Raw genomic sequence first — 22,955 nt, 5'->3', positions numbered from 1 at the left:
CTTAATATGCCGGCCAAGGAGAACGCCCCATGAGCAACCAGCAAGACCACGTGCTGATCGTAGACGACGACCGCGAGATCCGCAGCCTGCTCGCCGACTATCTGGAAAAGCAGGGACTGCGCTGCACCGCGGCCGCCGACGGGCGCGAGATGAAGGCCACCCTCGAACGCCACCGCATCGACCTGATCGTGCTCGACCTGATGATGCCGGGCGAGGACGGCCTGAGCCTGTGCCGCAACCTGCGCGCCGGCGGCGGCCCCCAGGCCAACATCCCCATCCTGATGCTGACTGCGCGCGGCGAGGACATGGACCGCATCATCGGCCTGGAGATGGGCGCCGACGACTACCTGCCCAAGCCCTTCGTGCCGCGCGAGCTGTACGCCCGCATCCGCGCCATCCTGCGCCGCGCCCGGGCGCTCCCGCCCAACCTGGAAGCCGCCCCGCCGGCCAACGCGCGCGAACTGCATTTCGCCCACTGGCGGCTCGATACGGCGAACCGCCACCTGATCGACAGCGCCGGCACCGTGGTGCCCCTGTCCGGCGCCGAATACCGCATGCTGGGCGTGTTCCTCGCCCACCCGCAGCGTGTACTGAGCCGCGACCAGTTGATGGAACTCACCCAGGGCCGCGAGGCCGACGTGTTCGACCGCTCCATCGACCTGCTGGTGAGCCGCCTGCGCCAGCGTCTGGCCGACAACGCACGCGAGCCGGCCATCATCAAGACCGTGCGCAACGAAGGCTACGTGCTGGCCTGCGAGGTCAGCGCGGTCGCCGCCAGCGCGGAAGGGAAGGCCCGATGAAGCTGCCCCTGCCGCGCAGCCTGTTCGCCCGCCTCATGTTGATCTGGTTAGTGGGTATCGCGCTGGTGCTGGCGGTGAGCTTCGCGCTTTTCGTCGGCGAGCGCGACCGCGTCGGACGCAGCGCGCTCTTCGAAGGCATCGCCCAGCAGATCGCTGCCACCGCCGACGTGCTCGACCGCCTCGGCCCGGCCGAGCGCGAGCGCTGGATCGAGGAACTGGGCCGCCGCCGTCTGCGCCTGTCGCTGCGCCCCCTGCCCGACCACCTGCGCGAACTGCCGCGCAACCACCCGCTGGTGCCCGCACTGCGCGCCGCCATGCCCGAGCGCGACATCGCGCTCTACGTCCATCACCGCGGCGAAGGCCCCCACGGCGCCCTGCTGGTCACCGTGCGCCTCGCCGACGGCAGCCCGCTGCACGTGCGCCTGCCCGGCATTCCGCCCACGCCGGAGTTTTCCCTACCAGCGCCGGAACGGCTGCTCTCCGCCCTACTCGCTCTGGTGGGCGGCGTGCTGGTGCTGACCTGGGTGGCAGTGCGCATCGCCACCCGGCCCCTGTCGCGCATGGCGGAGGCCGCGCGCCGGCTCGGCGAGGAACCCGACCGCAGCCCGCCGCTGGACACCCGCGGCCCCACCGAAGTCGCCCAGGCCGCGGGCGCGTTCAACCAGATGCAGCAGCGCGTGCGCGAACACATCACCGAACGCACGCGCATCCTGGCGGCCATCTCCCACGATCTGCAGACACCCATCACCCGCCTGCGCCTGCGCGCCGAAATGGTCGACGACGACGATCTGCGCACCCGCTTCCAGGCCGACCTCGACGCCATGCAGGCACTGATACGCGAGGGGCTGGACTACGCACGCAGCCGCGACAGCAGCGCGCCGCTGCAGCCGGTGGACATCAACGGTCTGCTGGAAGCCCTCGCCAACGATGCGGCGGAGATGGGCTGGGCCGTGGCGGTCAGCGGCCGGGCCGCGGCGCCCTGCCCGGCCCAGCCGGTGGCGTTGCGTCGCGCCTTGTGGAATCTGGTGGAAAACGGAATCAAATTCGGCGAACGCGTGGATATCGACGTGGAACAGACGGCGAAAAACACCGTCCTGCACATCCACGACCACGGCCCCGGCCTGCCCGCCGAGGAGCTGGAAAAGGTATTCGAACCCTTCTACCGCACCGAGTCCTCGCGCAACCGGGAAACCGGCGGCACCGGCCTCGGGCTCGCCATCGCGCGCAACCTGCTGCGCGCCCAGGGCGGCGAAGTGAGCCTGGCGAACCACCCTGACGGCGGGCTGCTCGCCACCGTGACGCTGCTGGGCGGCGCCCGCCCTCAGGCCAGCCGGTAACCCGCCGCCAGGGCCTCGAACGCCGCCACCTGGGCGGCGGCCCAGGCTTCGTCGCGCTCCAACTCCTCCGCCAGCAGGGCGGCCACCCGCGGCGCGGCCGCGGCGGCCAGCGCGGCATCGACGAACAGGGCCCGGTGGCGGCGCGCCAGCACGTCCTCCACGGTGCGCGCCAGTTCGCGGCGCACGGCGAAGCGCACCTCGGCCTCGCTCAGGTCCAACCCGTCTAGGATGGGAATGCCGGCGCCGGGCAGCGCTTGCACCTCGGCGCGGTCGCTGCCGTAGGGGTCGTCGCTGGGGCCGGCGGTCGTGCCGTGCAGGCGCAGGTCTGCGGTCACCGAATCCCGCGCCGGCAGGCCAGCCACCGAACGCGCGCTGTCCACCGCATCCGCCCCCATGTGACGGTAGGTAGTCCATTTGCCGCCGGTGATGCTGACCAGTCCGCCGGACGAGACTTCGATCACATGTTCTCGCGACAGGCTGCGGGTGGGCGAGGCGTCGCCGGCGCCGATCAGCGGGCGCAGGCCGACGAACACACTGGTCACGTCCGCACGCGTGGGCGCACGGGCGAGGTAACGCCCCGCGGTGGCGAGGATGAAATCCACCTCGCCCTCCAGCGGCCGCGGCTCCAGCGGCAGGTCCGGGCGCGGCGTATCGGTGGTGCCGAGCAGCACGCGGCCCTGCCACGGAATCGCAAACAGCACCCGGCCGTCCTCGGTCCTGGGCACCAGCATGGCATCGGTGCCGGGCAGGAATTCGTGCCCGACCACCACATGCACGCCCTGGCTGGGGCGCAGCAGCGCCGGCGCCCGGGGGCGTTCCCAGCGCCGCACGGCGTCGGCCCACACGCCGGTGGCGTTGATCACCACGCGGGCCGCCACCTTGAAGGCCGTGCCGGTCTCCCCGTCGACCGCGTGCACGCCGCGCACCTTGCCATCCTCGACCATCAGCCCCTGCACCGGCATGTGGTTGAGGGCGAGCCCGCCAAGATCGAGGAGCGTGCGCATCAGCGCCACAGCCATGCGCGCATCGTCGAAGCGCGCGTCCCAGTAGGCGATGCCGCCGCACAGCCCCTGCGGATTGACGGTGGGCAGGGCCGCCACCGTGCGCGCCGGGTCGAGCACGCGGCAGCGGCCGAGGCCGCGGGCGCCGGCGAGCAGGTCGTAAAGGCCCAGACCCACGCCCAGCATCGGCCTGTCGTACCAGTGGTAGGCCGGCACCACGAAACGCTGCGGATGCACCAGATGCGGCGCGTTGGCGAGCAGAACGGCCCGTTCGGCGAGCGCCTCGCGCACCAGCGGCAGATTGCCCTGGGCGAGATAGCGCACGCCGCCGTGGATCAGCTTGGTGGCGCGCGAGCTGGTGCCCTTGGCGAAATCGTGCGCCTCAAGCAACAGCGTGGCGTAGCCGCGCGCCGCGGCATCGACCGCGCAGCCCAGCCCGGTGGAGCCGCCGCCGATCACCACCACGTCCCAGACCCGCGCCTCAGCCAGGCGGCCGAGCAGGACCGCGCGGGAGAGATCGGCCGGAGGACTCATCCTTCCTCGTCCTCCTCGGCCCAACCACGGCTGCGCTCGACGGCGCGGTGCCAGCGCGCCCGAAGGGCCTCGCAGCGGGCCGCCGGCTGTGCCGGCTCGAAGCGCCGTTCGGCCTGCCAGCGCGCGGTCAGCTCGTCCGTGCCGCTCCACATCCCCACCCCCAGCCCGGCCATGCAGGCGGCGCCCAGGGCGGTGGTTTCCAGCATGCGCGAACGCACCACCGGCACGCCGAGCAGGTCGGCCTGGATCTGCATCAGCAGGTCGTTGGCCGCCGCGCCGCCGTCCACGCGCAGTTCGGTGAGGGGCGCGGCGCCGTCGCCCTTCATCGCCTCGACCAGGTCCACCGTCTGCAGGGCGATGGCTTCCAGCGCGGCGCGCGCCACGTGGGCCGCCGTGCTGCCGCGGGTCAGCCCGATCAGCGTGCCGCGGGCATAGGCGTCCCACCAGGGTGCGCCCAGTCCGGTGAAGGCCGGCACCAGCACCACGCCGCCGCTGTCCGGCACGCTGGCGGCGAGCGCCTCGATCTCGGCCGCGCTGCGGATCAGGCCGAGGCCGTCCCGCAGCCACTGGACGATGGCGCCGCCCATGAAGATGCTGCCTTCCAGCGCATAGGCGACGAGCCCCCGTCCGCGCCATCCCACCGTCGTCAGCAGGCGGTGGCTGGAGGTCACCGGCCGGCTGCCGGTGTTCATCACCAGGAAGCAGCCCGTGCCATAGGTGTTCTTCGCCATGCCAGGCGCGAAGCAGGCCTGGCCGAAGGTGGCGGCCTGCTGGTCGCCCGCGATGCCGGCGATGGGCACCGCCGCGCCGAGCACGGCCGGGTCGGTCTCGCCGCACACGCCGATGCTGTCCACCACGTGCGGCAACAGGGCGGGCGGAATGCCCAGCGCGGCGCACAGCTCGGCGTCCCAGTCGCCACGGTGGATGTCGTAGAGCAGGGTGCGCGAGGCGTTGCTGCAGTCGGTGACATGCAGCCGCCCGCCGGTGAGATGCCAGACCAGCCAGCTATCCACCGTGCCGAAGGCGAGCTCCCCGGCTTCCGCACGTGCCCGCGCGCCGGGCACGTGGTCCAGCAGCCAGGCGAGCTTGGTGGCGGAAAAATAGGGGTCCAGCTCCAGGCCGGTGCGCTCGCGCACCAGAGGTGCCAGCCCCTGCGCCCGCAGGCGCTCGCAGGCGGCGGCAGTACGGCGGTCCTGCCACACGATGGCCGGGGCCAGCGCGCGACCGCTGGCGCGCTCCCACAGCAACGAGGTCTCGCGCTGGTTGGTGATGCCGATGCCGGCCAGTTCGGCCGCGGTGACGCCCGTGTCGGCCAGCACCTGGCGGGCACAGTCGAACTGGGTGGCGAGGATGTCCTGCGGATCGTGCTCCACCCAGCCCGGGCGCGGATAGTGCTGGACGTATTCGCGCTGGGCGACGCCGCGCACCCTGCCCTCGGCATCGAACACCATCGCCCGGGAACTGGTCGTGCCCTGGTCCAGGGTCAGCAGATAGCCCATGCGCAAGTCTCCCGTGGATGCCGGCAGCTTACCGCGAACGGCAGGGGATGGCACAAGCGGCTATGATCGCGTTTTTTGCCGCACTGCAATACGGACCGCCATGCAATCCCTCTGGATGATCGTCGCCAGCCTGCTGTTCGCCTGTATGGGCGTATGCGTGAAGCTCGGCAGCACGCAGTTCTCCGCGGGCGAGATGGTGAGTTGGCGCGGCCTGGTCGGCGTGCTGATGGTCGGCGTGCTCGCCCGCGCGCAGGGCGTGCGCCTGGCCACGCCCCTGTGGCGGCTGCAGTTGTCGCGCGGGCTGTCGGGCTCGTTCGCGCTGATGTGCTACTTCGTCGCCATCGGCCTGCTGCCGCTGGCCACCGCGGTCACCCTGTCGTACACGTCGCCGATCTTCGTCGCCCTGCTGCTGGCGCTGATGTTCGGCGAACGGCTGCGGCCCGGCGTGCTGCTGGCGGTGGGCACGGGCTTCGTCGGCATCGTCCTGCTGCTGCGCCCGACGCTGCAGGCGGATCAATGGCTGGGTGCGCTGGTCGGCCTGGGGGCCGGCCTGGTGTCCAGCCTGGCCTACGTCAGCGTGCGCGAACTGGGCCGCGCCGGCGAACCGGAGGTACGCACGGTGTTCTGGTTCTCCGCGCTCACCGCGCTGCTCGGCCTGCCGTGGCTGGTGGCCGGCGGCAATCTCGCCACGCTCGACCTGCGCGGCGTGCTGGTGATCGCCGGCATCGGCCTGTTCGGCGGCGGCGCGCAACTGGCGATGACCCGCGCCTACCGCCTGGGCAAGACCATCGTCTCGGCCAGTCTGGCCTACACCACGGTGATCTTCTCCAGCCTGTTCGGCATGCTGCTGTGGGACGAGACCCTGCCGCCGGCCGCGCTGCTGGCGATCGCCCTCATCGTCGCCAGCGGCGTGATGACCAGCCTCGCCACGCGCAGCCCGGCCCGGCGCCCCGGCCCGCCAATTGAACGCCCCGGCGGCGAGGGCTATAGTAGTCCGCACGATCCACCCGCCTTCCGGAGGCTGCCATGATCAGCATCGACCACGGCCCGCACCTCGTCGCCGTCTCGGTCTTCGGCGAGTTCACGCTGGCCGACTACAAGGAGTTCGAGGAACTGGTCAATTACAAGATCAAGTTCGAGGGGCCGGTGAATCTGCTCTTCGACCTGCGCGAGATGGCCGGCTTCACCCTCGACGTGGCGTGGGAGGAGATCAAGTTCTCGCGCCGCCATTCCCATGATTTCGGCCGTGTCGCCGTGCTGACCGACGACCAGTGGCTGACCTGGAGCGCGTGGCTCACGCAGATCTTCGTCGAAGCGGACATCCTGGTGTTCCAGGACGAGGACGAGGCGCGCGCCTGGCTGGCGGAAGCGGAGGCGCCCGCGCAGTGACGAACGCATTCACCACGCTGATCGAGGCCAACGAACTGGCCCACCACCTCGGCCAGCCGCGGTGGTGCCTGATCGACTGCCGCCACGATCTGGCCAATCCGTCCTTCGGCCGCGAAGCCTACGAACGCGGCCATCTGCCGGGAGCGTGGTTCTTCCACCTGGACGAGGACCTGTCCGGCCCCATGACGGGCACCAACGGCCGCCACCCGCTGCCGGACCCGGAACGCCTGGCGCACCGCCTGGGCGCGTGCGGCGTGGACCGGGACACCCAGGTGGTGGCCTACGACGACGCCGGCGGCATGTTCGCGGCGCGCCTGTGGTGGCTGCTGCGCTGGATGGGACACCATCCGGTCGCCGTGCTCGACGGCGGCTTCCAGGCCTGGTGCGCGGCCGCCAAGGTGTTGACCACCGAACTACCCCGCGCCGTGCCCGCCCGTTTCGAACCGGTGCTGCAGCCTGCCGGCGCGGTCAATGCCGCCTACGTGGAGCAGCATCTCGGCCACCCGGACATGGTGCTGGTGGACGCCCGCAGCCCGGACCGCTTCCGCGGCGAAAACGAGAACCTGGACCCCGTCGGCGGCCACATTCCGGGCGCGCTGAACCGCTTCTTCAAGGACAACCTGGGCGCGGACGGGCGCTTCAAGCAGGCTTCGGTGCTGCGCGAGGAATTCGCCACCGTGCTGCGCGGGCGCGATCCGCGCAAGGTCGTGCATCAGTGCGGCTCGGGGGTGACGGCCTGCCACAACCAGTTGGCCATGGAGAGCGCGGGCCTCACCGGCTCGCGCCTGTATCCGGGCTCCTGGAGCGAGTGGTGCGCCGATCCGACCCGGCCGGTCACCACCGGTCCGCAGTAAGGGCGACGGCCCGGCCTACCACTCCAGCCGTTCGACCGCGCCGAGCGAGCGGCCGAGGAAGCGTTCCCCTATGGTCTGGAAGCGCAGCGGCACGTCGGTGACCACGTAGCGATAGTGCGCTGGCCGCTCCCCGCGGCTGGCGAGCCCCAGTTCGTGCAGGCGGGCGGCGGCGAGTTCCGCCGTGGTGGTGGCCGAATCGACCAGGCGCACGCCCTCCCCCACCACGTCCTTGAGCAGCGGCTTGAGCAGGGGATAGTGGGTGCAACCCAGCACCAGGCTGTCCACTTCCTCGGCCAGCACCGGCTTGAGGTATTCCTGCGCGGTGAGCCGGGTCACCGGGTGGTCCAGCCAGCCTTCCTCCACCAGCGGCACGAAGAGCGGGCAGGCCTGCGAATAGACGCGCACCGTGGGGTCGAGCTGGTGCATGCGGCGCGCGTAGGCGTTGCTGTTGATGGTGGTCGGCGTACCGATCACGCCGATGCCCCGCAGCCCCGAATCGCGCACCGCCGCCTGGGCGCCGGCCTCGATCACGTCCAGCACCGGCACGTCGCCCGCCCGCGCCTTGACCACGTGGGCGGCCGCCGCGGCCATGGTGTTGCAGGCCACGATCAGCATCTTCACCTGCTGGCCGAGCAGGTAATCCACGATCTGGGCGGTGAAGTGCTCGATGGTCGCCACCGACTTGACCCCGTAGGGCACGCGGGCGGTGTCGCCGAAGTAGACGATGCTCTCCAGCGGCAGGCGCTCCATCAGCGCCCTGACCACGGTCAGGCCGCCGACGCCGGAATCGAAAACGCCTATCGGGCGGGATGAATCCATGAATGCAGCCTTTCGCGGCAGCCGGAGAAAGGACGGCATTCTACCCGGATTGTCAGAGGCGGCCCCGGTGCGACCGTGAGCATTCATTGCGCGCCATGCCGGGCGAGGGCCCAGGCCACGTGCTCCCGCACCAGCGGCGACGGATCGTCCGCCCGCGCGCGCAGCGCCGCCACCGCTTCGGCCGAGGTCGGCGCGTTGCCCAGCGCCACCGCCAGGTTGCGCAGCCAGCGCTCGTAGCCGATGCGATGGATGGCGCTGCCCGCCATGCGGCCGGCGAAGTCCTCCGCCGACCAGCCGAACAGTTCCGCCAGGCTGGCGCGATCCAGCCCGTGGCGGGGCGCGAAATCCATCTCGGCACCCAGTCGGGCGAAGCGGTTCCACGGACACACGAGCTGGCAGTCGTCGCAGCCGTAGATGCGGTTGCCGATGGCCGGGCGCAGCTCCGCGGGAATCGGACCGTGCAGTTCGATGGTGAGGTAGGAGATGCAGCGCCGCGCGTCGACCTCGTAGGGGGCGACGATGGCCCTGGTCGGACAGGCGTCCAGGCAGGCGGTGCAGCGCCCGCAGTGGGGGGTCGGCGGCTCGTCTTCCGGCAACGGCAGGTCGGTGAAGATCTCGCCGAGGAAGAACCACGACCCGGCTTCCCGGTCCAGCAACAGGCTGTGCTTGCCGCGCCAGCCCAGCGCGGCGCGGGTGGCGATCTCCACCTCCAGCACCGGCGCCGAATCGACGAACACCCGGTAGCCGTGGGGCGCCTCGGCACCGATGCGCTCGGCGAGCTTCTGCAGGCGGTGGCGCAACACCTTGTGGTAGTCGCGCCCCAGGGCGTAGCGCGACAGATAGGCACGCCGCCCGTCGGCGAGGTTCTCCTGCGCGTCGGCGGCCTCCGGCCAGTAGTTCATGCGCGCGCTGATCACGCGCAGGGTGCCGGGCAGCAGTTCGGCCGGGCGGGTGCGTTTCGTGCCGTGGCGCGCCATATAATCCATTTCGCCGTGAAACCCCGCCGCCAGCCAGGCCGCCAGGCCTGCTTCGGCCGGGCCCAGATCGACGCCGCTCACGCCGACGGCGTCGAAACCGAGTTCCCTGCCCCACGCCCCGACGCGCCGCTTCAGTTCCTGCAGCGCGCCGGCATCCGCGGGCGGCCCTCCGGAGAGATTCTGATGATCGAGCTTTTGCACCCTGCCGATGATAGCGGGGCCGGCCTCACCGCGCACTTGCCGGCCGAATCGGACACCGCCGCGCTGGGCGCCGCGCTGGGCGCCGTGGTCGAAAAAGGGCTGGTGATCTGGCTGCAGGGCGACCTGGGCGCGGGCAAGACCACGCTGGTCCGCGGCCTGCTTCGGGCCCTCGGTCACACCGGCAGTGTGAAAAGTCCCACATACACCTTGATTGAACCTTACGTAGTTTCTAGATTAGACTTATATCACTTTGATTTTTATCGCTTCACCTCAGCCGAAGAATTCCTCGATGCCGGGCTGGACGAATATTTCGCCGGACAAGGGGTCTGCCTGGTCGAATGGCCGGACAAGGCGCACCCCTATCTCGCCCCGCCCGACCTCGAGGTGGCACTCACTGTTGCCGGCACGGGCCGGCAGGTCGAACTGACGGCGCGGACGGAGGCGGGACGGACATGTCTGGGCAAATTGACGACAGTTTTGGGGGCAAACCCGGCACCGGGCTGAACCGGCGCGACTGGCTCAAGCTCGCCGGCGCGGCGCTGACGCTGCTGGTGAGCCCCACGGGACACGCGGCAGCGGCCGGCCTGCTCGCGGTGCGCGTATGGCCGGCGCCGGAATACACCCGGGTCACGCTGGAAGCCGGCAGCGAGCTGAAATACAAGTACCTCACCCTGCAAGGCCCTGACCGCCTGGTGATCGACCTGGAAGGCGTGGAGCTCGACAACGTGCTCCAGAGCATGCCCTCCAAGGTGCTCGACAGCGATCCCTACATCCGCCTGGTGCGAGCCGCGCAGAACCGCCCGGGCGTGGTGCGGGTGGTGCTGGAACTGAAGGCGGAGATCAACCCGCAGGTGTTCACGCTGCAGCCGGTGGGCGATTACGGCCATCGCCTGGTGCTCGACCTCTATCCCGCCCAGCCCGTCGATCCGCTGCTCGCGCTGATCGAGAAGTCCTCGCCCATGGAAGCCGCTTCCGGCGACGCAGGCGACACGGAAATCGCCCAGCCGGCGGCCACCCAGCAGCGTCCGCCGCAGACGGCCCGTACGGCGCCGCAGGTCAACCGCATCTACACGGTGGCGCTCGACCCCGGCCACGGCGGCGAGGACCCCGGCGCGCTCGGCCGGCGCGGCAGCCGCGAGAAGAACGTCACCCTGTCCATCGCCAAGCGCCTCAAACGCAAGATCGACGCCGACCCCGGCATGCGCGCCGTGCTCACGCGGGATGGCGACTACTTCGTGCCCCTCTACCAGCGCGTGGCGCGCGCCCGCCGCGTGCAGGCCGACCTTTTCGTGTCCATCCACGCGGATGCCTTCGTGCGCCCCGATGCGCGCGGCAGCTCGGTGTTCGTGCTCTCGGAGCGGGGTGCTTCCAGCTCCGCCGCGCGCTGGCTGGCGGACAAAGAGAACGATGCCGACCTGATCGGCGGGGTGAACCTCGCCAAGCAGGAAGGCCACCTCGCCCGTACCCTGCTGGACCTGTCCCAGACCGCCACAATCAACGACAGCCTCAAGCTCGGCCGCGCCGTGCTGGGTGAGCTGGGCGGCGTCAACACGCTGCACAAGTCCGAGGTGGAGCAGGCCAACTTCGCCGTGCTGAAGGCGCCCGACATTCCCTCGGTGCTGGTGGAGACCGCCTTCATCAGCAACCCGGAAGAAGAACGCCGGCTGAACGACAATGCCTACCAGGACAAGATGGCCGACGCCATCCTGCGCGGCATCAAGCGCTACTTCGAGGAAAATCCGCCCATCACCCGCACCCGCGTGGCCAGCCTGGAGTGATCCGGCCGGTGCCATCACGCACCGCCAGGCCGCCTTTGCCGCTATAATTGCAGCTTTTTTATCAGGCGGTTATGCAGGTTTTTCGCGGGATTCCGCCGCACGCATCACAGGGTTCGGTGCTGACCATCGGCAATTTCGACGGCGTGCACCGGGGCCATCAGGCACTGCTCCAGTTGCTCACGGCCAAGGCCCGTGCGCTGGGCCTGCCCGCCGTCGTGCTCACCTTCGAGCCGCATCCGCGCGAATTTTTCTCCCCCGTCGACGCCCCCGCCCGCCTGTCCACGCTGCGGGAAAAGCTGCTGCTGCTCGCCGCCGCGGGCGTGGACCGGGTACACGTGTGCCGTTTCGACGCGCGTCTGGCCGCCCTGTCGGCCGACGCCTTCATCGACGACATCCTGATCGGCGGGCTCCACGTACGCCACCTCTTCATCGGCGACGACTTCCGCTTCGGCGCCCGCCGCCAGGGCGACTTCGCCATGCTGGCCGCCGCCGGAATGCAGCGCGGCTTCGGCGTGGAAGCCATGCCCACCCTGGACGTGGCAGGCGAGCGCGTCTCCAGCTCCGCGGTACGCGCCGCGCTGGCCGAGGGCGACATGGACCACGCCGCGCGCCTGCTCGGCCGCCCCTACGGCATCGCCGGACGCGTGATCCACGGCGACAAGCTGGGCCGCACACTGGGCTACCCCACCGCCAACATCCAGATGAAGCACCGCAAGCCGGCCCTGTCCGGTGTGTATGCCGTCACCGTCGAAGGCCTGGCCGAACGCCCCGTGGCCGGCGTGGCCAACGTGGGCGTGCGCCCCACCGTCACCGGCACCCGGCGCCCCACGCTGGAAGTGCATCTTTTCGACTGGCAGCAGGACTGCTACGGTGCCCACCTGCGCGTGCATTTCCTGCGCAAGCAGCGCGACGAGATGCGCTTCGCCTCCCTGGACGCCCTCACCGCCCAGATCGTGCGCGACGCCGAGGACGCACGCGCCTGGTTCGCCGCCCACCTGAATTCCACCGCTTCCCAAGGCTGAAAGAAGACCGCCATGGCTGACTACCGCAAGACCCTGAACCTGCCCGACACTCCCTTCCCGATGCGCGGCGACCTCGCCAAGCGGGAGCCGGGCTGGATCGCCCAGTGGCAGCAGAAGAAGCTGTACCAGAAGATTCGCGCGGCTTCGGCCGGCCGCCCCAAGTTCATCCTGCACGACGGCCCGCCCTACGCCAACGGCAGCATCCACATCGGCCACGCGCTGAACAAGATCCTCAAGGACATCATCGTGCGCTCGCGCACCCTGGCGGGCTTCGACGCTCCCTACGTGCCCGGCTGGGACTGCCACGGCCTGCCCATCGAACACAAGGTGGAAGTCACCCACGGCAAGAACCTGCCCGCCGACAAGGTGCGCGAGCTGTGCCGCGCCTACGCCGCCGAGCAGATCGAGGGCCAGAAGACGGATTTCATCCGCCTGGGCGTGCTGGGCGACTGGGACGATCCGTACAAAACCATGGCCTTCGCCAACGAGGCGGGCGAAATCCGCGCGTTGGCCGAGATGGTCAGGGCCGGCTACGTGTTCAAGGGCCTGAAACCGGTGAACTGGTGTTTCGACTGCGGCTCGGCGCTGGCCGAGGCCGAGGTGGAATACGCCGACAAGCAGTCGCCGGCCGTGGACGTGGGCTTCCCTTGTGCCGAACCGGAACGTCTGGCCGACATCTTCGGTGTCGGCACGCTCGGCAAACCGGTGCTGGCGGTGATCTGGACCACCACCCCGTGGACCATCCCCGCCAACCAGGCCCTGAATCTGCACCCGGAATTCGACTACGCCCTGGTGGATGCCGGCGAGCGCTACCTGCTGCTCGCCCACGACCTGGTGGCTGCCTGCCTGGAACGCTACGGGCTCAACGGGCGCATCGTCGCCTCGGTAAAGGGCGCGGCCCTGGACCACGTGGTGTTCCGCCACCCTTTCTACGACCGCAACTCGCCGGTGTATCTGGGCGACTACGTCACGCTGGACGCCGGCACCGGCATCGTACATAGCGCCCCGGCCTACGGCCTGGAAGACTTCCAGTCCTGCCGCGCCAACGGCATGGAGAGCGACCAGATCCTGACCCCGGTGACCGGCGACGGCCATTTCGCCGCCGACCTGCCCTTCTTCGGCGGCCTCAACATCTGGAAGGCCAACCCGGAGATCATCGCCAAGCTGCGCGAGGTGGGCCACCTGCTCGCCGAGGCGAAGATCACCCACAGCTATATGCACTGCTGGCGCCACAAGACGCCGTTGATCTACCGCGCCACCGCCCAGTGGTTCGTCGGCATGGACAAGCCGGTCGCCGACGGCTCCACGCTGCGCGAGCGCGCCCTGCGCGGCGTGGAGGCCACGCGCTTCTTCCCCGCCTGGGGCCAGGCCCGCCTGCACGCCATGATCGCCAACCGCCCGGACTGGTGCATCTCGCGCCAGCGCAACTGGGGCGTGCCCATCCCCTTCTTCCTGCACAGGGAAACCGGCGAGCTGCATCCGCGCACCGCGGAGCTGATGGAGGAAGTCGCCAAGCGGGTGGAGCAGGAAGGCATCGAGGCCTGGTTCAAACTCGACCCCACCGAACTGCTCGGCGCGGAGGCCCCCCAGTACGACAAGATCTCCGACACCCTGGACGTGTGGTTCGACTCCGGCACCACCCACTGGCACGTGCTGCGCGGCTCCCACCCGGACGGCCACGCGGAAGGCCCCCGCGCCGACCTCTACCTGGAAGGCTCGGACCAGCACCGGGGCTGGTTCCACTCCTCGCTGCTGACCGGCTGCGCCATCGACGGCCACCCGCCCTACAGGGCGCTGCTGACCCACGGCTTCGCGGTGGACGGCCAGGGCCGCAAGATGAGCAAGTCCCTGGGCAACGTGGTCGTGCCCCAAGAAGTCACGAGCAAGCTGGGCGCCGAAATCCTGCGCCTGTGGGTGGCTTCCACCGACTATTCGGGCGAACTTTCCATCAGCAAGGAAATCCTCGACCGGGTGGTGGAGGTGTATCGCCGCATCCGCAACACCCTGCGCTTCCTGCTCGCCAACACCGCCGACTTCGACCCGGTCGCCGACGCCGTGCCGCTGGAGCAGTGGCTGGACATCGACCGCTACGCGCTCGCCTTCACCCGCAGGCTCGCTGCCCAGTGCGAGGCCGACTACGCCAAGTTCGAATTCCACCGCGTGGTGCAGGCCCTGCAGGTGTTCTGCGCCGAGGATCTGGGCGCCTTCTACCTGGACATCCTCAAGGACCGCCTGTACACCACCCAGCCCAACTCCCTGGCCCGGCGCTCGGCCCAGAGCGCCCTGTGGCATGTCACCCAGACCCTGCTGCGGCTGATGGCGCCGGTGCTGTCCTTCACCGCCGAGGAAGCCTGGGCGCTGATCAACGGCGGCAACGAGGAAGACAGTGTGATGCTGCACACCTTCCACGCCCTGCCCGAGCAGGGGGGCGAGGAAGGCCTGTCCGCGCGCTGGGAGATCGTCCGCGGCGTGCGCGCCGAGGCGCTCAAGATCATCGAGGCGCTGCGCACCGAGGGCAAGGTGGGGGCGTCGCTGCAGGCGGAACTCGACCTGCGCCTGCACGAGGACGCCTACAACGCGCTGGCCTCCCTGGGCGACGACCTCAAGTTCGTCCTGATGACCTCCCGCGTGACCCTGGCCCAGGCGCCGGAAGAGGAAACACCGCAGATCGTCGCCACGCCCAGCACCCACGCCAAGTGCGAGCGTTGCTGGCACTACTCGGCGGACGTGGGCACCGATGCCGAGCATCCCACGCTGTGCCCGCGCTGCGCGGGCAACCTGTACGGCGCGGGCGAGCAGCGCCGCCATGCCTGACGAGCGCCTGCTGTCGGCGCGCATGGCGGGCTGGCTGGGCCTCGCCCTGCTGGTGGCCGTGCTCGACCAGCTCACCAAGCAGCTCGTGCTGGGCCGCCTGGAATACGGCGAAGCCGTGCCGGTGACGCCCTTCTTCGACCTGGTGCTGGTCTACAACCCCGGCGCGGCCTTCAGCTTCCTGGCCGGCCAGCCCGGCTGGCAGCGCTGGTTCTTCACCGGCCTGGCGGCACTGATCTGCGCTTGGCTCACTGCGTTGCTGCGCCGCCACCAGCGCGAACGTCTGCTGCCCACGGCCTTCGTGCTGATCATCGGCGGCGCGCTGGGCAACGTGGTGGACCGCCTGATGCACGGCGCGGTGGTGGACTTCCTGCACTTCTATATCGGCCGCTTCAGTTGGCCGGCCTTCAACCTCGCCGATTCGGCAATCACCGCCGGCGTGGCGCTGATGCTGTGGGCGAGCTTCCGTTCGCCCGCCCGCGACCCCAACCAGGAGAACCATGCGTGAGCCAGACCGTCCAACCCGACAACCTCGTCACCCTGCACTACCGCATCGCACTGGACAACGGCCAGCCGCTGGTCAGCACCTTCGAGGGCACGCCGGCCACGCTGCAACTGGGCACGGGCGAATTGCTGCCCACGCTGGAAGGGCTGATCGCCGGCCTGCAGGTGGGCCAGCGCAAGGCGTTCGAGCTGGCCGCCGAGCAGGCTTTCGGCTCGTGGCGCGAGGATCTCGTCGAACGGGTCAAACGCGAGCACATGCCGGACGAGGACATCGAAGCGCTGAGCATCATGGAATTCACCGCGCCGGACGGTTCGCGCTACTCGGGTCTGGTACGCGAGATCGACGCCCAATCCGCGCTGATCGACTTCAACCACCCGCTGGCCGGCAAATCCATCCGCTTCGAGGTGGAAGTGATCGGCATCCTGTAGCGAAGAGAGGCAATCCCGTTCGCCCTGAGCCTGTCGAAGGGCATCTGCCCCACCGGCGGACCAACAGAGAGCAAGGACAGATGAACGACAAGGAAGTGCTGCTCGCCAACCCGCGCGGCTTCTGTGCCGGCGTGGAGCGCGCCATCGAGATCGTCGAACGGGCGCTGGCGCGCTTCGGCGCGCCCATCTACGTGCGCCACGAAGTGGTACACAACAAGTTCGTGGTGGACGACCTGCGCGCCAAGGGTGCGGTCTTCGTCGAGGAACTGGACGAAGTGCCGGCCGGCAACACCGTCATTTTCAGCGCCCACGGCGTCTCGCCGGCGGTGCGTGCCGACGCCGAACGCCGCGGCCTGCGCGTGTTCGACGCCACCTGCCCGCTGGTCACCAAGGTCCATCTGGAGGTCGCGCGCCAGCATGCCGCCGGGCGCGAGATCGTCATGATCGGCCACAAGGGCCACCCGGAGGTGGAAGGCACCATGGGCCAGGTGGGCGACGGCATCCATCTGGTGGAATCCGTGGCCGACGTGGCCGGCCTGCAGGTGCGCACCCCCGAGCAACTCGCCTACGTCACCCAGACCACCCTGTCCATGGACGACGCGGCGGCCATCGTCGCCGCCCTGCGCGAGCGCTTCCCGGCCATCGCCGGCCCCAAGAAGGACGACATCTGCTATGCCACGCAGAACCGCCAAGACGCGGTGAAATTCCTGGCGCCGCAGGCCGACGTGGTGTTCGTGGTCGGCTCCAGGAACAGTTCCAATTCCAACCGCCTGCGCGAAGTGGCGGCCCTGCGCGGCGTACCGGCCTATCTGGTGGACAACGCGGACGGCATCGACCCCGCCTGGCTGGCGGGCAAGCGCCGCATCGGCGTGACCGCCGGCGCGTCGGCCCCGGAGGTGCTGGTGGAGGCGGTCATCGACCGCCTGAAGGAACTGGGCGCCGGCACGGTCCGCCAACTCGAGGGGGTACCCGAGAGGATCACCTTCCCGCTGCCGAAGGAGTTGCAGCAGGGCGCCTGAGGCGGCCATGAAAAAACCGGGCCTGCGCCCGGCTTCGTCCTCGCCTGCCGGCCGCTCAGAGATGCGGCTCGACGAGCCGGCGATAGAACTCGTGGAAATGCTGCATGCCGTCCTCGAACGGCGACTGGTAGGGCCCCACCTCGTTGCGCCCTTCCCTGAGCAGCGCGAGCCGCCCGCGGTCCATGCGCTCGCCGATGTCGTCATCCTCGATGGCCGTCTCCATGTAGGCGGCCTGCTCGGCCTCGACGAACTCGCGCTCGAACTCGACGATGTCCTCCGGGTAGTAGAACTCCACCACGTTGGTGGTCTTATGGACGTCGGTGGGGATCAACGTGCTCACCACCAGCACATGGGGATACCACTCCACCATGATGTTGGGGTAGTAGGTGAGCCATACCGCGCCCTGCGCCGGCTTCTTCTCACCGTAGTAGTCGCGCACCGCCTTCTGCCACTTCTCGTACACCGGGGAGCCGGACTTGGCCAGCGAGGTGATGCCCACGCGCTGCACCGAATACCACTCGCCGAACTGCCAGCTCAGGTCGTCACAGGTAACGAAGTTGCCCAAGCCCGGGTGGTAGGGCACCACGTGGTAATCCTCCAGGTACACCTCGATGAAGGTCTTCCAGTTGTAGTTGCACTCGTGGATTTCGACGCGGTCGAGCTTGTAGCCGGTGAAGTCGAATTCCCCCGCCACCTGCATGCCGGCCAGATCCGCCCCGGCCGAACGCGGCCCCTTGAACAGCAGCCCGTTCCAGTTCTCCAGCGCGTCGCGCTTGAGGTTCAGGCAGGGATTCTCGGGAAAGTGCGGCGCGCCCAGCAGCGAACCCTGCCGGTCATAGGTCCAGCGGTGGATCGGACAAACGATGTTGTCGGTCTTGCCGGCGCCCTGCAGCATGATGGCCTGGCGGTGGCGGCAGACATTGGAGAGCTGGTGCACGCCCTCGCCGGTGCGGAACAGCAGCTTGGCGTGATCCAGCCACTCGAGCGAACGGTAGCTGCCGACTTCCGGTACCATCAGCTCATGGCCAACGTACCCCGGACTCGCATCGAAGAGGAGCTTCTTCTCCAGTTCGAAGATTTTCTCGTCGAAGTACCACGAAACCGGCAGTTGCGAAACAGCCGGGGCCAGGCGAGCCTTGGAAGCGATGTCGGACATCCCCCGAACCTCCTCTAGTGGGCCAGAAATCCGGATAAACAAACGGGTAAGTGTAAGCCAGGGTCAGTTTGACCGCCAAGAGCGCAATCGGTTATTTTTCCTCCTTTACGCCGGACGGTATTGATCAATGGCAACAACGGCGCCAGCCCCGGAAAACTTCGAATCCGCCGTCACCGAGCTCGAGGCCATCGTACGCGAGATGGAATCCGGCGACCTCCCGCTGGAACGTGCCCTCGAGTGCTATCAGAGGGGCGTCGGCCTGCTCAAGTTCTGCCAGCACATGCTGGCGCAGGCCGAAGACCGTGTCCGCATCCTCGAAGGCGATGCCCTGCAGCCCCTGCCGCCCGAGGACGAGGCCCACCCATGAGCGCCCGGCCCGACTTCGTCCACTGGATGACAAGCATCCAGCAGCGTACAGAAAGCGCGCTGGAAACCCTGCTGCCGCCCGCCAGCCGTCCGCCCGACCGCCTGCACGAGGCGATGCGCTATGCGGCGCTGGGCGGCGGCAAGCGCGTGCGTCCGCTGCTGGTCCATGGCGCCGGGCATCTGGTCGACGCCGATCCCCCTCGCCTCGACCGCATCGCCTGTGCGGTGGAACTGATCCACGTCTATTCCCTGGTGCACGACGACATGCCGTGCATGGACGACGACGTGCTGCGCCGGGGCAAACCCACCGTGCACGTGGAGTACGACGAGGCCACCGCCCTGCTGGTGGGCGACGCACTGCAGACGCGCGCCTTCGAACTGCTTGCCGACGCACCGGTGGCCGATGTGCCCGCCGACCAGTTGGCCATGCTCGCCCTGCTGGCGCGGGCCTCGGGCTCACAGGGCATGGCGGGCGGGCAGGCCATCGATCTCGCCGCGGTAGGCAAGCAGTTGAGCCGCGCCGAGCTCGAATTCATGCACATCCACAAGACCGGTGCCCTGATCCGCGCCGCGGTGCTGCTGGGCGCACGCGCCGGCCACCCGCTGCCGGCGGACGAACTCGAACGGCTGGACCACTACGGCAAGCAGATCGGCCTGCTGTTCCAGGTTGTCGACGACATCCTCGACGCGGAAGCCGACACCGCCACCCTCGGCAAGACCGCGGGCAAGGATGCCGAACAGGACAAGCCGACCTATGTCAGCCTGCTCGGCATCGGCGACGCCAAGCGGCACGCCGAGGAGCTCCTCGCCGACGCCTGTGCCACGCTCGCCCCTTTCGGCGCGCGCGCCATCCACCTGCGGGCGCTGGCCGAATACATCGCGCGGCGGTCGTTCTGAACCATCCCATCTCCCCCGACATGTCCCCCTATCCACTCCTGGAACGCATCACCAGCCCGGGCGACCTCCGTGCCCTCGACCGCCGTGAACTGCGCCCCCTGGCCGACCAACTGCGCGCCTTCCTGATCGAGTCGGTGTCGAAGACCGGCGGGCATCTGTCGTCCAACCTGGGCACGGTGGAACTGACCATCGCCCTGCATTACGTCTTCGACACCCCGGAAGACCGCATCGTCTGGGACGTGGGCCACCAGACCTACGGCCACAAGGTGCTCACGGGGCGGCGCGAGGCCATGGCCGGCCTGCGCCACTGGGGCGGTATTTCGGGCTTTCCGCGGCGCTGCGAGAGCGAGTACGACACTTTCGGCACCGCCCACTCCTCCACCTCCATCTCGGCCGCGCTCGGCATGGCGGTTGCCGCCCGCGACCGCGGCGAGGACCGCCGCGCGATCGCGGTGATCGGCGACGGCGCCATGAGTGCCGGCATGGCTTTCGAGGCGCTCAACAACGCCGGCGACATCAGCGACGTCAACCTGCTGGTGATCCTCAACGACAACGAGATGTCGATCTCCCCGCCGGTGGGGTCGCTGACCAAGATCCTCGCGCGCCTGATGTCGGGTTCGACCTACAATGCCGCGCGCCGCGCCGGCGAGAAGGTGCTCGGCGTCGCGCCGCCCATGCTCGACTTCGCGCGCCGCGTCGAGGAGCACGTCAAGGGCCTGATCACACCCGGCACCCTGTTCGAGGAATTCGGCTTCCACTATTACGGCCCCATCGACGGTCACGACCTGGACGCGCTGATTCCCACGCTGCAGAACCTGCGCCGCCTCAAGGGGCCACAGTTCCTGCACGTCATCACCCGCAAGGGGCAGGGCTACAAGCTCGCCGAAGCCGACCCCATCCTCTACCACGGCGTATCCAAGTTCGACCACACCGCCGGCATCCAGAGCAGCGCCGGGGGCGGCAAGCCTACCTACACCCAGGTCTTCGGCGACTGGCTGTGCGACATGGCTGCCGCCGACCCACGCATCGTCGGCATCACCCCGGCCATGCGCGAAGGCTCCGGCCTGGTGCGCTTCGCCAGGGAATACCCCGGACGCTACTACGATGTGGGAATCGCCGAGCAGCACGCCCTGACCTTCGCCGCCGGCCTCGCCTGCGAAGGGCTGAAGCCGGTGGTGGCGATCTACTCCACCTTCCTGCAGCGCGCCTATGACCAGCTCATTCACGACATCGCCCTGCAGAACCTGCCGGTGGTGCTGGCCATCGACCGCGGCGGCCTGGTCGGTGCCGACGGCGCGACCCACCACGGCGCCTTCGACCTGTCATTCCTCGCCTGTGTGCCCAACATGCTCATCATGGCGCCAGCGGACGAAAACGAGTGTCGCCAGATGCTCTACACTGCCGTTCAGCACGACGGCCCCAGCGCGGTGCGCTATCCACGGGGCAGCGGTCCCGGCGTTGCGCCCCAGGCGGCGATGGGCGCCCTGCCCATCGGCAAGGGAGAAGTGCGCCGCAGCGGCAAGCGCATCGCGCTGCTCGCCTTCGGCAGCCTGGTGCCGACCGCGGAAACCGTCGGGGAGCGCCTGGACGCCACGGTGGCGAATATGCGCTTCGTCAAACCGCTCGACGAGGCGCTGATCGCCGAACTGGCCGCCTCCCACGAGCTGCTGGTGACGCTGGAGGAGAACGCAGTCATCGGCGGCGCAGGCAGCGAAGTCGCCCGCGTACTCGACGGCCTGGCGAAGCGTCCCCGCCTGCTACGCCTGGGCCTGCCGGACCGCTTCGTCGACCATGGCGACCAGGCCCAGTTGCTGCACGCGGTCGGCCTCGATGCCGATGGTGTGCTGGCAGCCATTGAGCGAGCCTATCCGGCCAATAATTGAGCGTTTTTGTCGGGAATGCTAGGATGCACCCACATTCCCCAGCAGCCACAAGCTTCTTGCAGAGAACAGCCTATGAAACCCGTAGAGGCGCACGCCATCCCGGACGTCCAGAATAGCGCCGACAGCCGCCAGATCGCCATCAACAAGGTCGGCATCAAGGCCATCCGTCACCCGATCCGCGTCAAGGACAAGAACGTTGGCGTCCAGCACACCATTGCGGTATTCAACATGTACGTTGGGCTGCCCCACAATTTCAAGGGCACCCACATGTCGCGCTTCGTCGAGATCCTCAACGGCAACGAACGCGAGATATCGGTCGAGTCCTTCGAGCCCATGCTGCGCGAGATGGTCAAGCGCCTCGAAGCGGAAACCGGCCACATCGAGATGACCTTCCCCTACTTCATCAACAAGTCGGCGCCGATTTCCGGCGTGCAGAGCCTGATGGACTACGAGGTCACCTTCACCGGCGAAATCCGCGAAGGCGGACGCTACCAGTTCGACATGAAGATCGTGGTTCCGGTCACCAGCCTGTGCCCGTGCTCCAAGAAGATCTCCGAGTACGGTGCGCACAATCAGCGCTCGCACGTCACCGTGACTGCCACCATCAACGCGCATCTGTGGATCGAGGATCTCATCCAACTGGTCGAAAGCCAAGCCTCCTGCGAACTCTACGGCCTGCTCAAGCGCCCGGACGAGAAGTTCGTCACCGAGCGCGCCTACGACAATCCCAAATTCGTCGAGGACATGGTGCGCGACGTGGCCGGCCTGCTCAATGCCGAACCGCGCATCGACGCCTACGTGGTGGAATCGGAAAACTTCGAATCCATCCACAACCACTCGGCCTACGCGCTCATCGAACGCGACAAGCGCCGCGCCGGCTGAGCAGGCACGCACAATGCCAAGAGGCGGCTGCCGCGTTCGCGGTAGCCGCCTCTTTTGTGTGCGCAGCTTTCAGGCGCGCGCCGGCACGAGGATTTCCGCCTGCCCTTCGAGCACGATTTTCCCATCCACGGTGCACACCGTATCGAAGATCGCGCGCCGCTTCTCCGGCACCAGCTCCTTGACCGTCACCCGCGCGACGACGGTGTCGCCGATCTTCACCGGTGCCTTGAACTTCAGCGACTGCGACAGATAGATGCAACCCGGCCCGGGCAGCTTGGTCCCGAACACGGTGGAAATGAACGCGGCCGACAGCATTCCGTGCGCGATCCGCCCGCCGAACATCGTCGACGCCGCAAATTCGCCATCCAGATGCACCGGATTGGTGTCGCCGGACACGCCGGCGAAGGTCAGAATGTCCGCCTCGCTGACGGTGCGCCCGTACGCGGCACTCATGCCGGGCCGCAGGTCCTCGAAATCGTGGCCGTAGAATTCGTTGAAGTTTCGTTGATCCGCACTCATCGTCCAATGTTCCAAGCTTTTCTCATCTCGTATGCGCCGCAAGGCACGGTTCGAGAATACGCGGTGGATGCGGATTTGCCTGACAACTACGGCACACGCGTGGCGTAGACGGCCGAACGCCGCTGGATCACGTGGATCGAGCGGCGTTCGGGGTATGAGTTAGTCTGACGATGACCTACTTTCGCGAGGGGAACCTCACTATCATGGGCGCGTACTCGTTTCACGGACCTGTTCGGGATGGGAAGGGGTGGGACCGAGCAGCTATGGTCGTCAGACTG

At 68.7% G+C, this 22,955-nt stretch carries 22 protein-coding genes and 1 rRNA gene; 16 read left to right on the top strand and 7 right to left on the bottom strand.

All coding sequences use genetic code 11. From position 1 onward, the window contains the following. The first annotated feature begins 29 nt into the window (after window positions 1-29). Together E6O51_RS12600 and E6O51_RS12595 are read left to right on the top strand one after the other, a co-directional pair. Entirely contained in the window at window positions 30-800 is a 771-nt protein-coding gene (locus tag E6O51_RS12600) for a response regulator (RefSeq protein WP_136385346.1), read from the top strand. Continuing rightward, complete coding sequence (locus tag E6O51_RS12595) at window positions 797-2,137, top strand: ATP-binding protein (RefSeq protein WP_136385345.1); 1,341 nt, start codon at window positions 797-799, stop codon at window positions 2,135-2,137. The genes E6O51_RS12600 and E6O51_RS12595 overlap by 4 nt, the downstream gene beginning before the upstream one ends. Here the strand turns inward: E6O51_RS12595 and E6O51_RS12590 are convergent. Further along, window positions 2,122-3,672, bottom strand: a complete 1,551-nt coding sequence (locus E6O51_RS12590) for a glycerol-3-phosphate dehydrogenase/oxidase (RefSeq protein WP_136385344.1) — start codon at window positions 3,670-3,672, stop codon at window positions 2,122-2,124. The genes E6O51_RS12595 and E6O51_RS12590 overlap by 16 nt on opposite strands. After that, window positions 3,669-5,171, bottom strand: coding sequence for a glycerol kinase GlpK (gene glpK / locus E6O51_RS12585; protein WP_136385343.1), 1,503 nt, complete (start codon window positions 5,169-5,171; stop codon window positions 3,669-3,671). Before glpK ends, E6O51_RS12590 begins: the two co-directional genes overlap by 4 nt. 100 nt (window positions 5,172-5,271) lie before the next feature. Here glpK and E6O51_RS12580 point away from each other — a divergent pair, with 100 nt between their 5' ends. From E6O51_RS12580 to E6O51_RS12570, 3 genes are read left to right on the top strand one after another with little or no spacing between them, the layout of a single operon-like run. Further along, window positions 5,272-6,201, top strand: a complete 930-nt coding sequence (locus tag E6O51_RS12580; protein ID WP_136385342.1) for a DMT family transporter — start codon at window positions 5,272-5,274, stop codon at window positions 6,199-6,201. Next, window positions 6,198-6,560, top strand: a complete 363-nt coding sequence (locus E6O51_RS12575; RefSeq protein WP_136385341.1) for a SpoIIAA family protein — start codon at window positions 6,198-6,200, stop codon at window positions 6,558-6,560. The genes E6O51_RS12580 and E6O51_RS12575 overlap by 4 nt, the downstream gene beginning before the upstream one ends. Beyond that, a complete protein-coding gene (locus E6O51_RS12570) occupies window positions 6,557-7,414 on the top strand; it encodes a sulfurtransferase (RefSeq protein WP_136385340.1) in 858 nt (285 codons plus the stop codon). Before E6O51_RS12575 ends, E6O51_RS12570 begins: the two co-directional genes overlap by 4 nt. Before the next feature lie 15 nt (window positions 7,415-7,429). Here E6O51_RS12570 and murI read toward each other — a convergent pair whose 3' ends face one another. Both murI and queG read right to left on the bottom strand, forming a co-directional pair. Continuing rightward, window positions 7,430-8,233: a glutamate racemase gene (gene murI, locus E6O51_RS12565; protein WP_136385339.1), complete on the bottom strand. Its 804-nt coding sequence runs from the start codon at window positions 8,231-8,233 to the stop codon at window positions 7,430-7,432. Between the two features lie 83 nt (window positions 8,234-8,316). Next, entirely contained in the window at window positions 8,317-9,354 is a 1,038-nt protein-coding gene (queG, locus tag E6O51_RS12560) for a tRNA epoxyqueuosine(34) reductase QueG (RefSeq protein WP_230976789.1), read from the bottom strand. Window positions 9,355-9,393: 39 nt separating this feature from the next. On the opposite strand from queG, the gene tsaE reads away from it, so the two are divergent. The 7 genes from tsaE (at window position 9,394) to ispH (ending at window position 16,974) form a co-directional block, all read left to right on the top strand. Then, window positions 9,394-9,915 (top strand): tRNA (adenosine(37)-N6)-threonylcarbamoyltransferase complex ATPase subunit type 1 TsaE, encoded by a 522-nt coding sequence (gene tsaE / locus E6O51_RS12555; protein WP_230976785.1) that lies wholly within the window; start codon window positions 9,394-9,396, stop codon window positions 9,913-9,915. Beyond that, window positions 9,864-11,189: an N-acetylmuramoyl-L-alanine amidase gene (locus tag E6O51_RS12550; protein ID WP_136385336.1), complete on the top strand. Its 1,326-nt coding sequence runs from the start codon at window positions 9,864-9,866 to the stop codon at window positions 11,187-11,189. Before tsaE ends, E6O51_RS12550 begins: the two co-directional genes overlap by 52 nt. Window positions 11,190-11,260: 71 nt before the next feature. Continuing rightward, window positions 11,261-12,211 carry a bifunctional riboflavin kinase/FAD synthetase gene (locus E6O51_RS12545; RefSeq protein ID WP_136385335.1) on the top strand — a complete coding sequence of 317 codons (951 nt, stop codon included), beginning with the start codon at window positions 11,261-11,263 and terminating at the stop codon, window positions 12,209-12,211. A gap of 12 nt (window positions 12,212-12,223) precedes the next feature. Further along, window positions 12,224-15,025: an isoleucine--tRNA ligase gene (ileS, locus tag E6O51_RS12540; protein ID WP_136385334.1), complete on the top strand. Its 2,802-nt coding sequence runs from the start codon at window positions 12,224-12,226 to the stop codon at window positions 15,023-15,025. Continuing rightward, window positions 15,018-15,530, top strand: a complete 513-nt coding sequence (gene lspA / locus E6O51_RS12535; protein ID WP_230976784.1) for a signal peptidase II — start codon at window positions 15,018-15,020, stop codon at window positions 15,528-15,530. Before ileS ends, lspA begins: the two co-directional genes overlap by 8 nt. Continuing rightward, the gene (locus E6O51_RS12530; RefSeq protein WP_136385333.1) at window positions 15,527-15,955 is read left to right on the top strand and encodes an FKBP-type peptidyl-prolyl cis-trans isomerase; all 429 of its coding nucleotides are present in this window, start codon (window positions 15,527-15,529) and stop codon (window positions 15,953-15,955) included. Before lspA ends, E6O51_RS12530 begins: the two co-directional genes overlap by 4 nt. An 80-nt stretch (window positions 15,956-16,035) precedes the next feature. Continuing rightward, window positions 16,036-16,974 carry a 4-hydroxy-3-methylbut-2-enyl diphosphate reductase gene (gene ispH, locus E6O51_RS12525; protein WP_136385332.1) on the top strand — a complete coding sequence of 313 codons (939 nt, stop codon included), beginning with the start codon at window positions 16,036-16,038 and terminating at the stop codon, window positions 16,972-16,974. A 55-nt stretch (window positions 16,975-17,029) separates the two neighbouring features. Here the strand turns inward: ispH and E6O51_RS12520 are convergent, their stop codons facing one another. Beyond that, window positions 17,030-18,130 (bottom strand): aromatic ring-hydroxylating oxygenase subunit alpha, encoded by a 1,101-nt coding sequence (locus E6O51_RS12520; protein ID WP_136385331.1) that lies wholly within the window; start codon window positions 18,128-18,130, stop codon window positions 17,030-17,032. A 127-nt stretch (window positions 18,131-18,257) separates the two neighbouring features. Here E6O51_RS12520 and E6O51_RS12515 point away from each other — a divergent pair, with 127 nt between their 5' ends. The 4 genes from E6O51_RS12515 to folE2 all read left to right on the top strand — a co-directional run bounded on the left by E6O51_RS12515 (window position 18,258) and on the right by folE2 (window position 22,158). After that, a complete protein-coding gene (locus E6O51_RS12515; RefSeq protein ID WP_136385330.1) occupies window positions 18,258-18,497 on the top strand; it encodes an exodeoxyribonuclease VII small subunit in 240 nt (79 codons plus the stop codon). Then, complete coding sequence (locus E6O51_RS12510; RefSeq protein ID WP_136385329.1) at window positions 18,494-19,393, top strand: polyprenyl synthetase family protein; 900 nt, start codon at window positions 18,494-18,496, stop codon at window positions 19,391-19,393. The genes E6O51_RS12515 and E6O51_RS12510 overlap by 4 nt, the downstream gene beginning before the upstream one ends. Before the next feature lie 20 nt (window positions 19,394-19,413). After that, window positions 19,414-21,276 carry a 1-deoxy-D-xylulose-5-phosphate synthase gene (dxs, locus tag E6O51_RS12505; protein WP_136385328.1) on the top strand — a complete coding sequence of 621 codons (1,863 nt, stop codon included), beginning with the start codon at window positions 19,414-19,416 and terminating at the stop codon, window positions 21,274-21,276. Window positions 21,277-21,348: 72 nt separating this feature from the next. After that, on the top strand, window positions 21,349-22,158 hold the full coding sequence (folE2, locus tag E6O51_RS12500; protein WP_136385327.1) for a GTP cyclohydrolase FolE2: 810 nt from the start codon (window positions 21,349-21,351) through the stop codon (window positions 22,156-22,158). A gap of 69 nt (window positions 22,159-22,227) precedes the next feature. Here folE2 and E6O51_RS12495 read toward each other — a convergent pair whose 3' ends face one another. Together E6O51_RS12495 and rrf are read right to left on the bottom strand one after the other, a co-directional pair. Continuing rightward, window positions 22,228-22,677, bottom strand: coding sequence for a MaoC family dehydratase (locus E6O51_RS12495; RefSeq protein WP_136385326.1), 450 nt, complete (start codon window positions 22,675-22,677; stop codon window positions 22,228-22,230). A gap of 162 nt (window positions 22,678-22,839) precedes the next feature. Then, window positions 22,840-22,952, bottom strand: a 5S ribosomal RNA gene (gene rrf, locus E6O51_RS12490). Window positions 22,953-22,955: the final 3 nt, after the last annotated feature.

Origin of the sequence: Pseudothauera rhizosphaerae (assembly GCF_004801305.1) — a bacterium.
Taxonomy (GTDB): domain Bacteria; phylum Pseudomonadota; class Gammaproteobacteria; order Burkholderiales; family Rhodocyclaceae; genus Pseudothauera; species Pseudothauera rhizosphaerae.
This window is presented reverse-complemented; position numbering and strand designations above follow the sequence as displayed.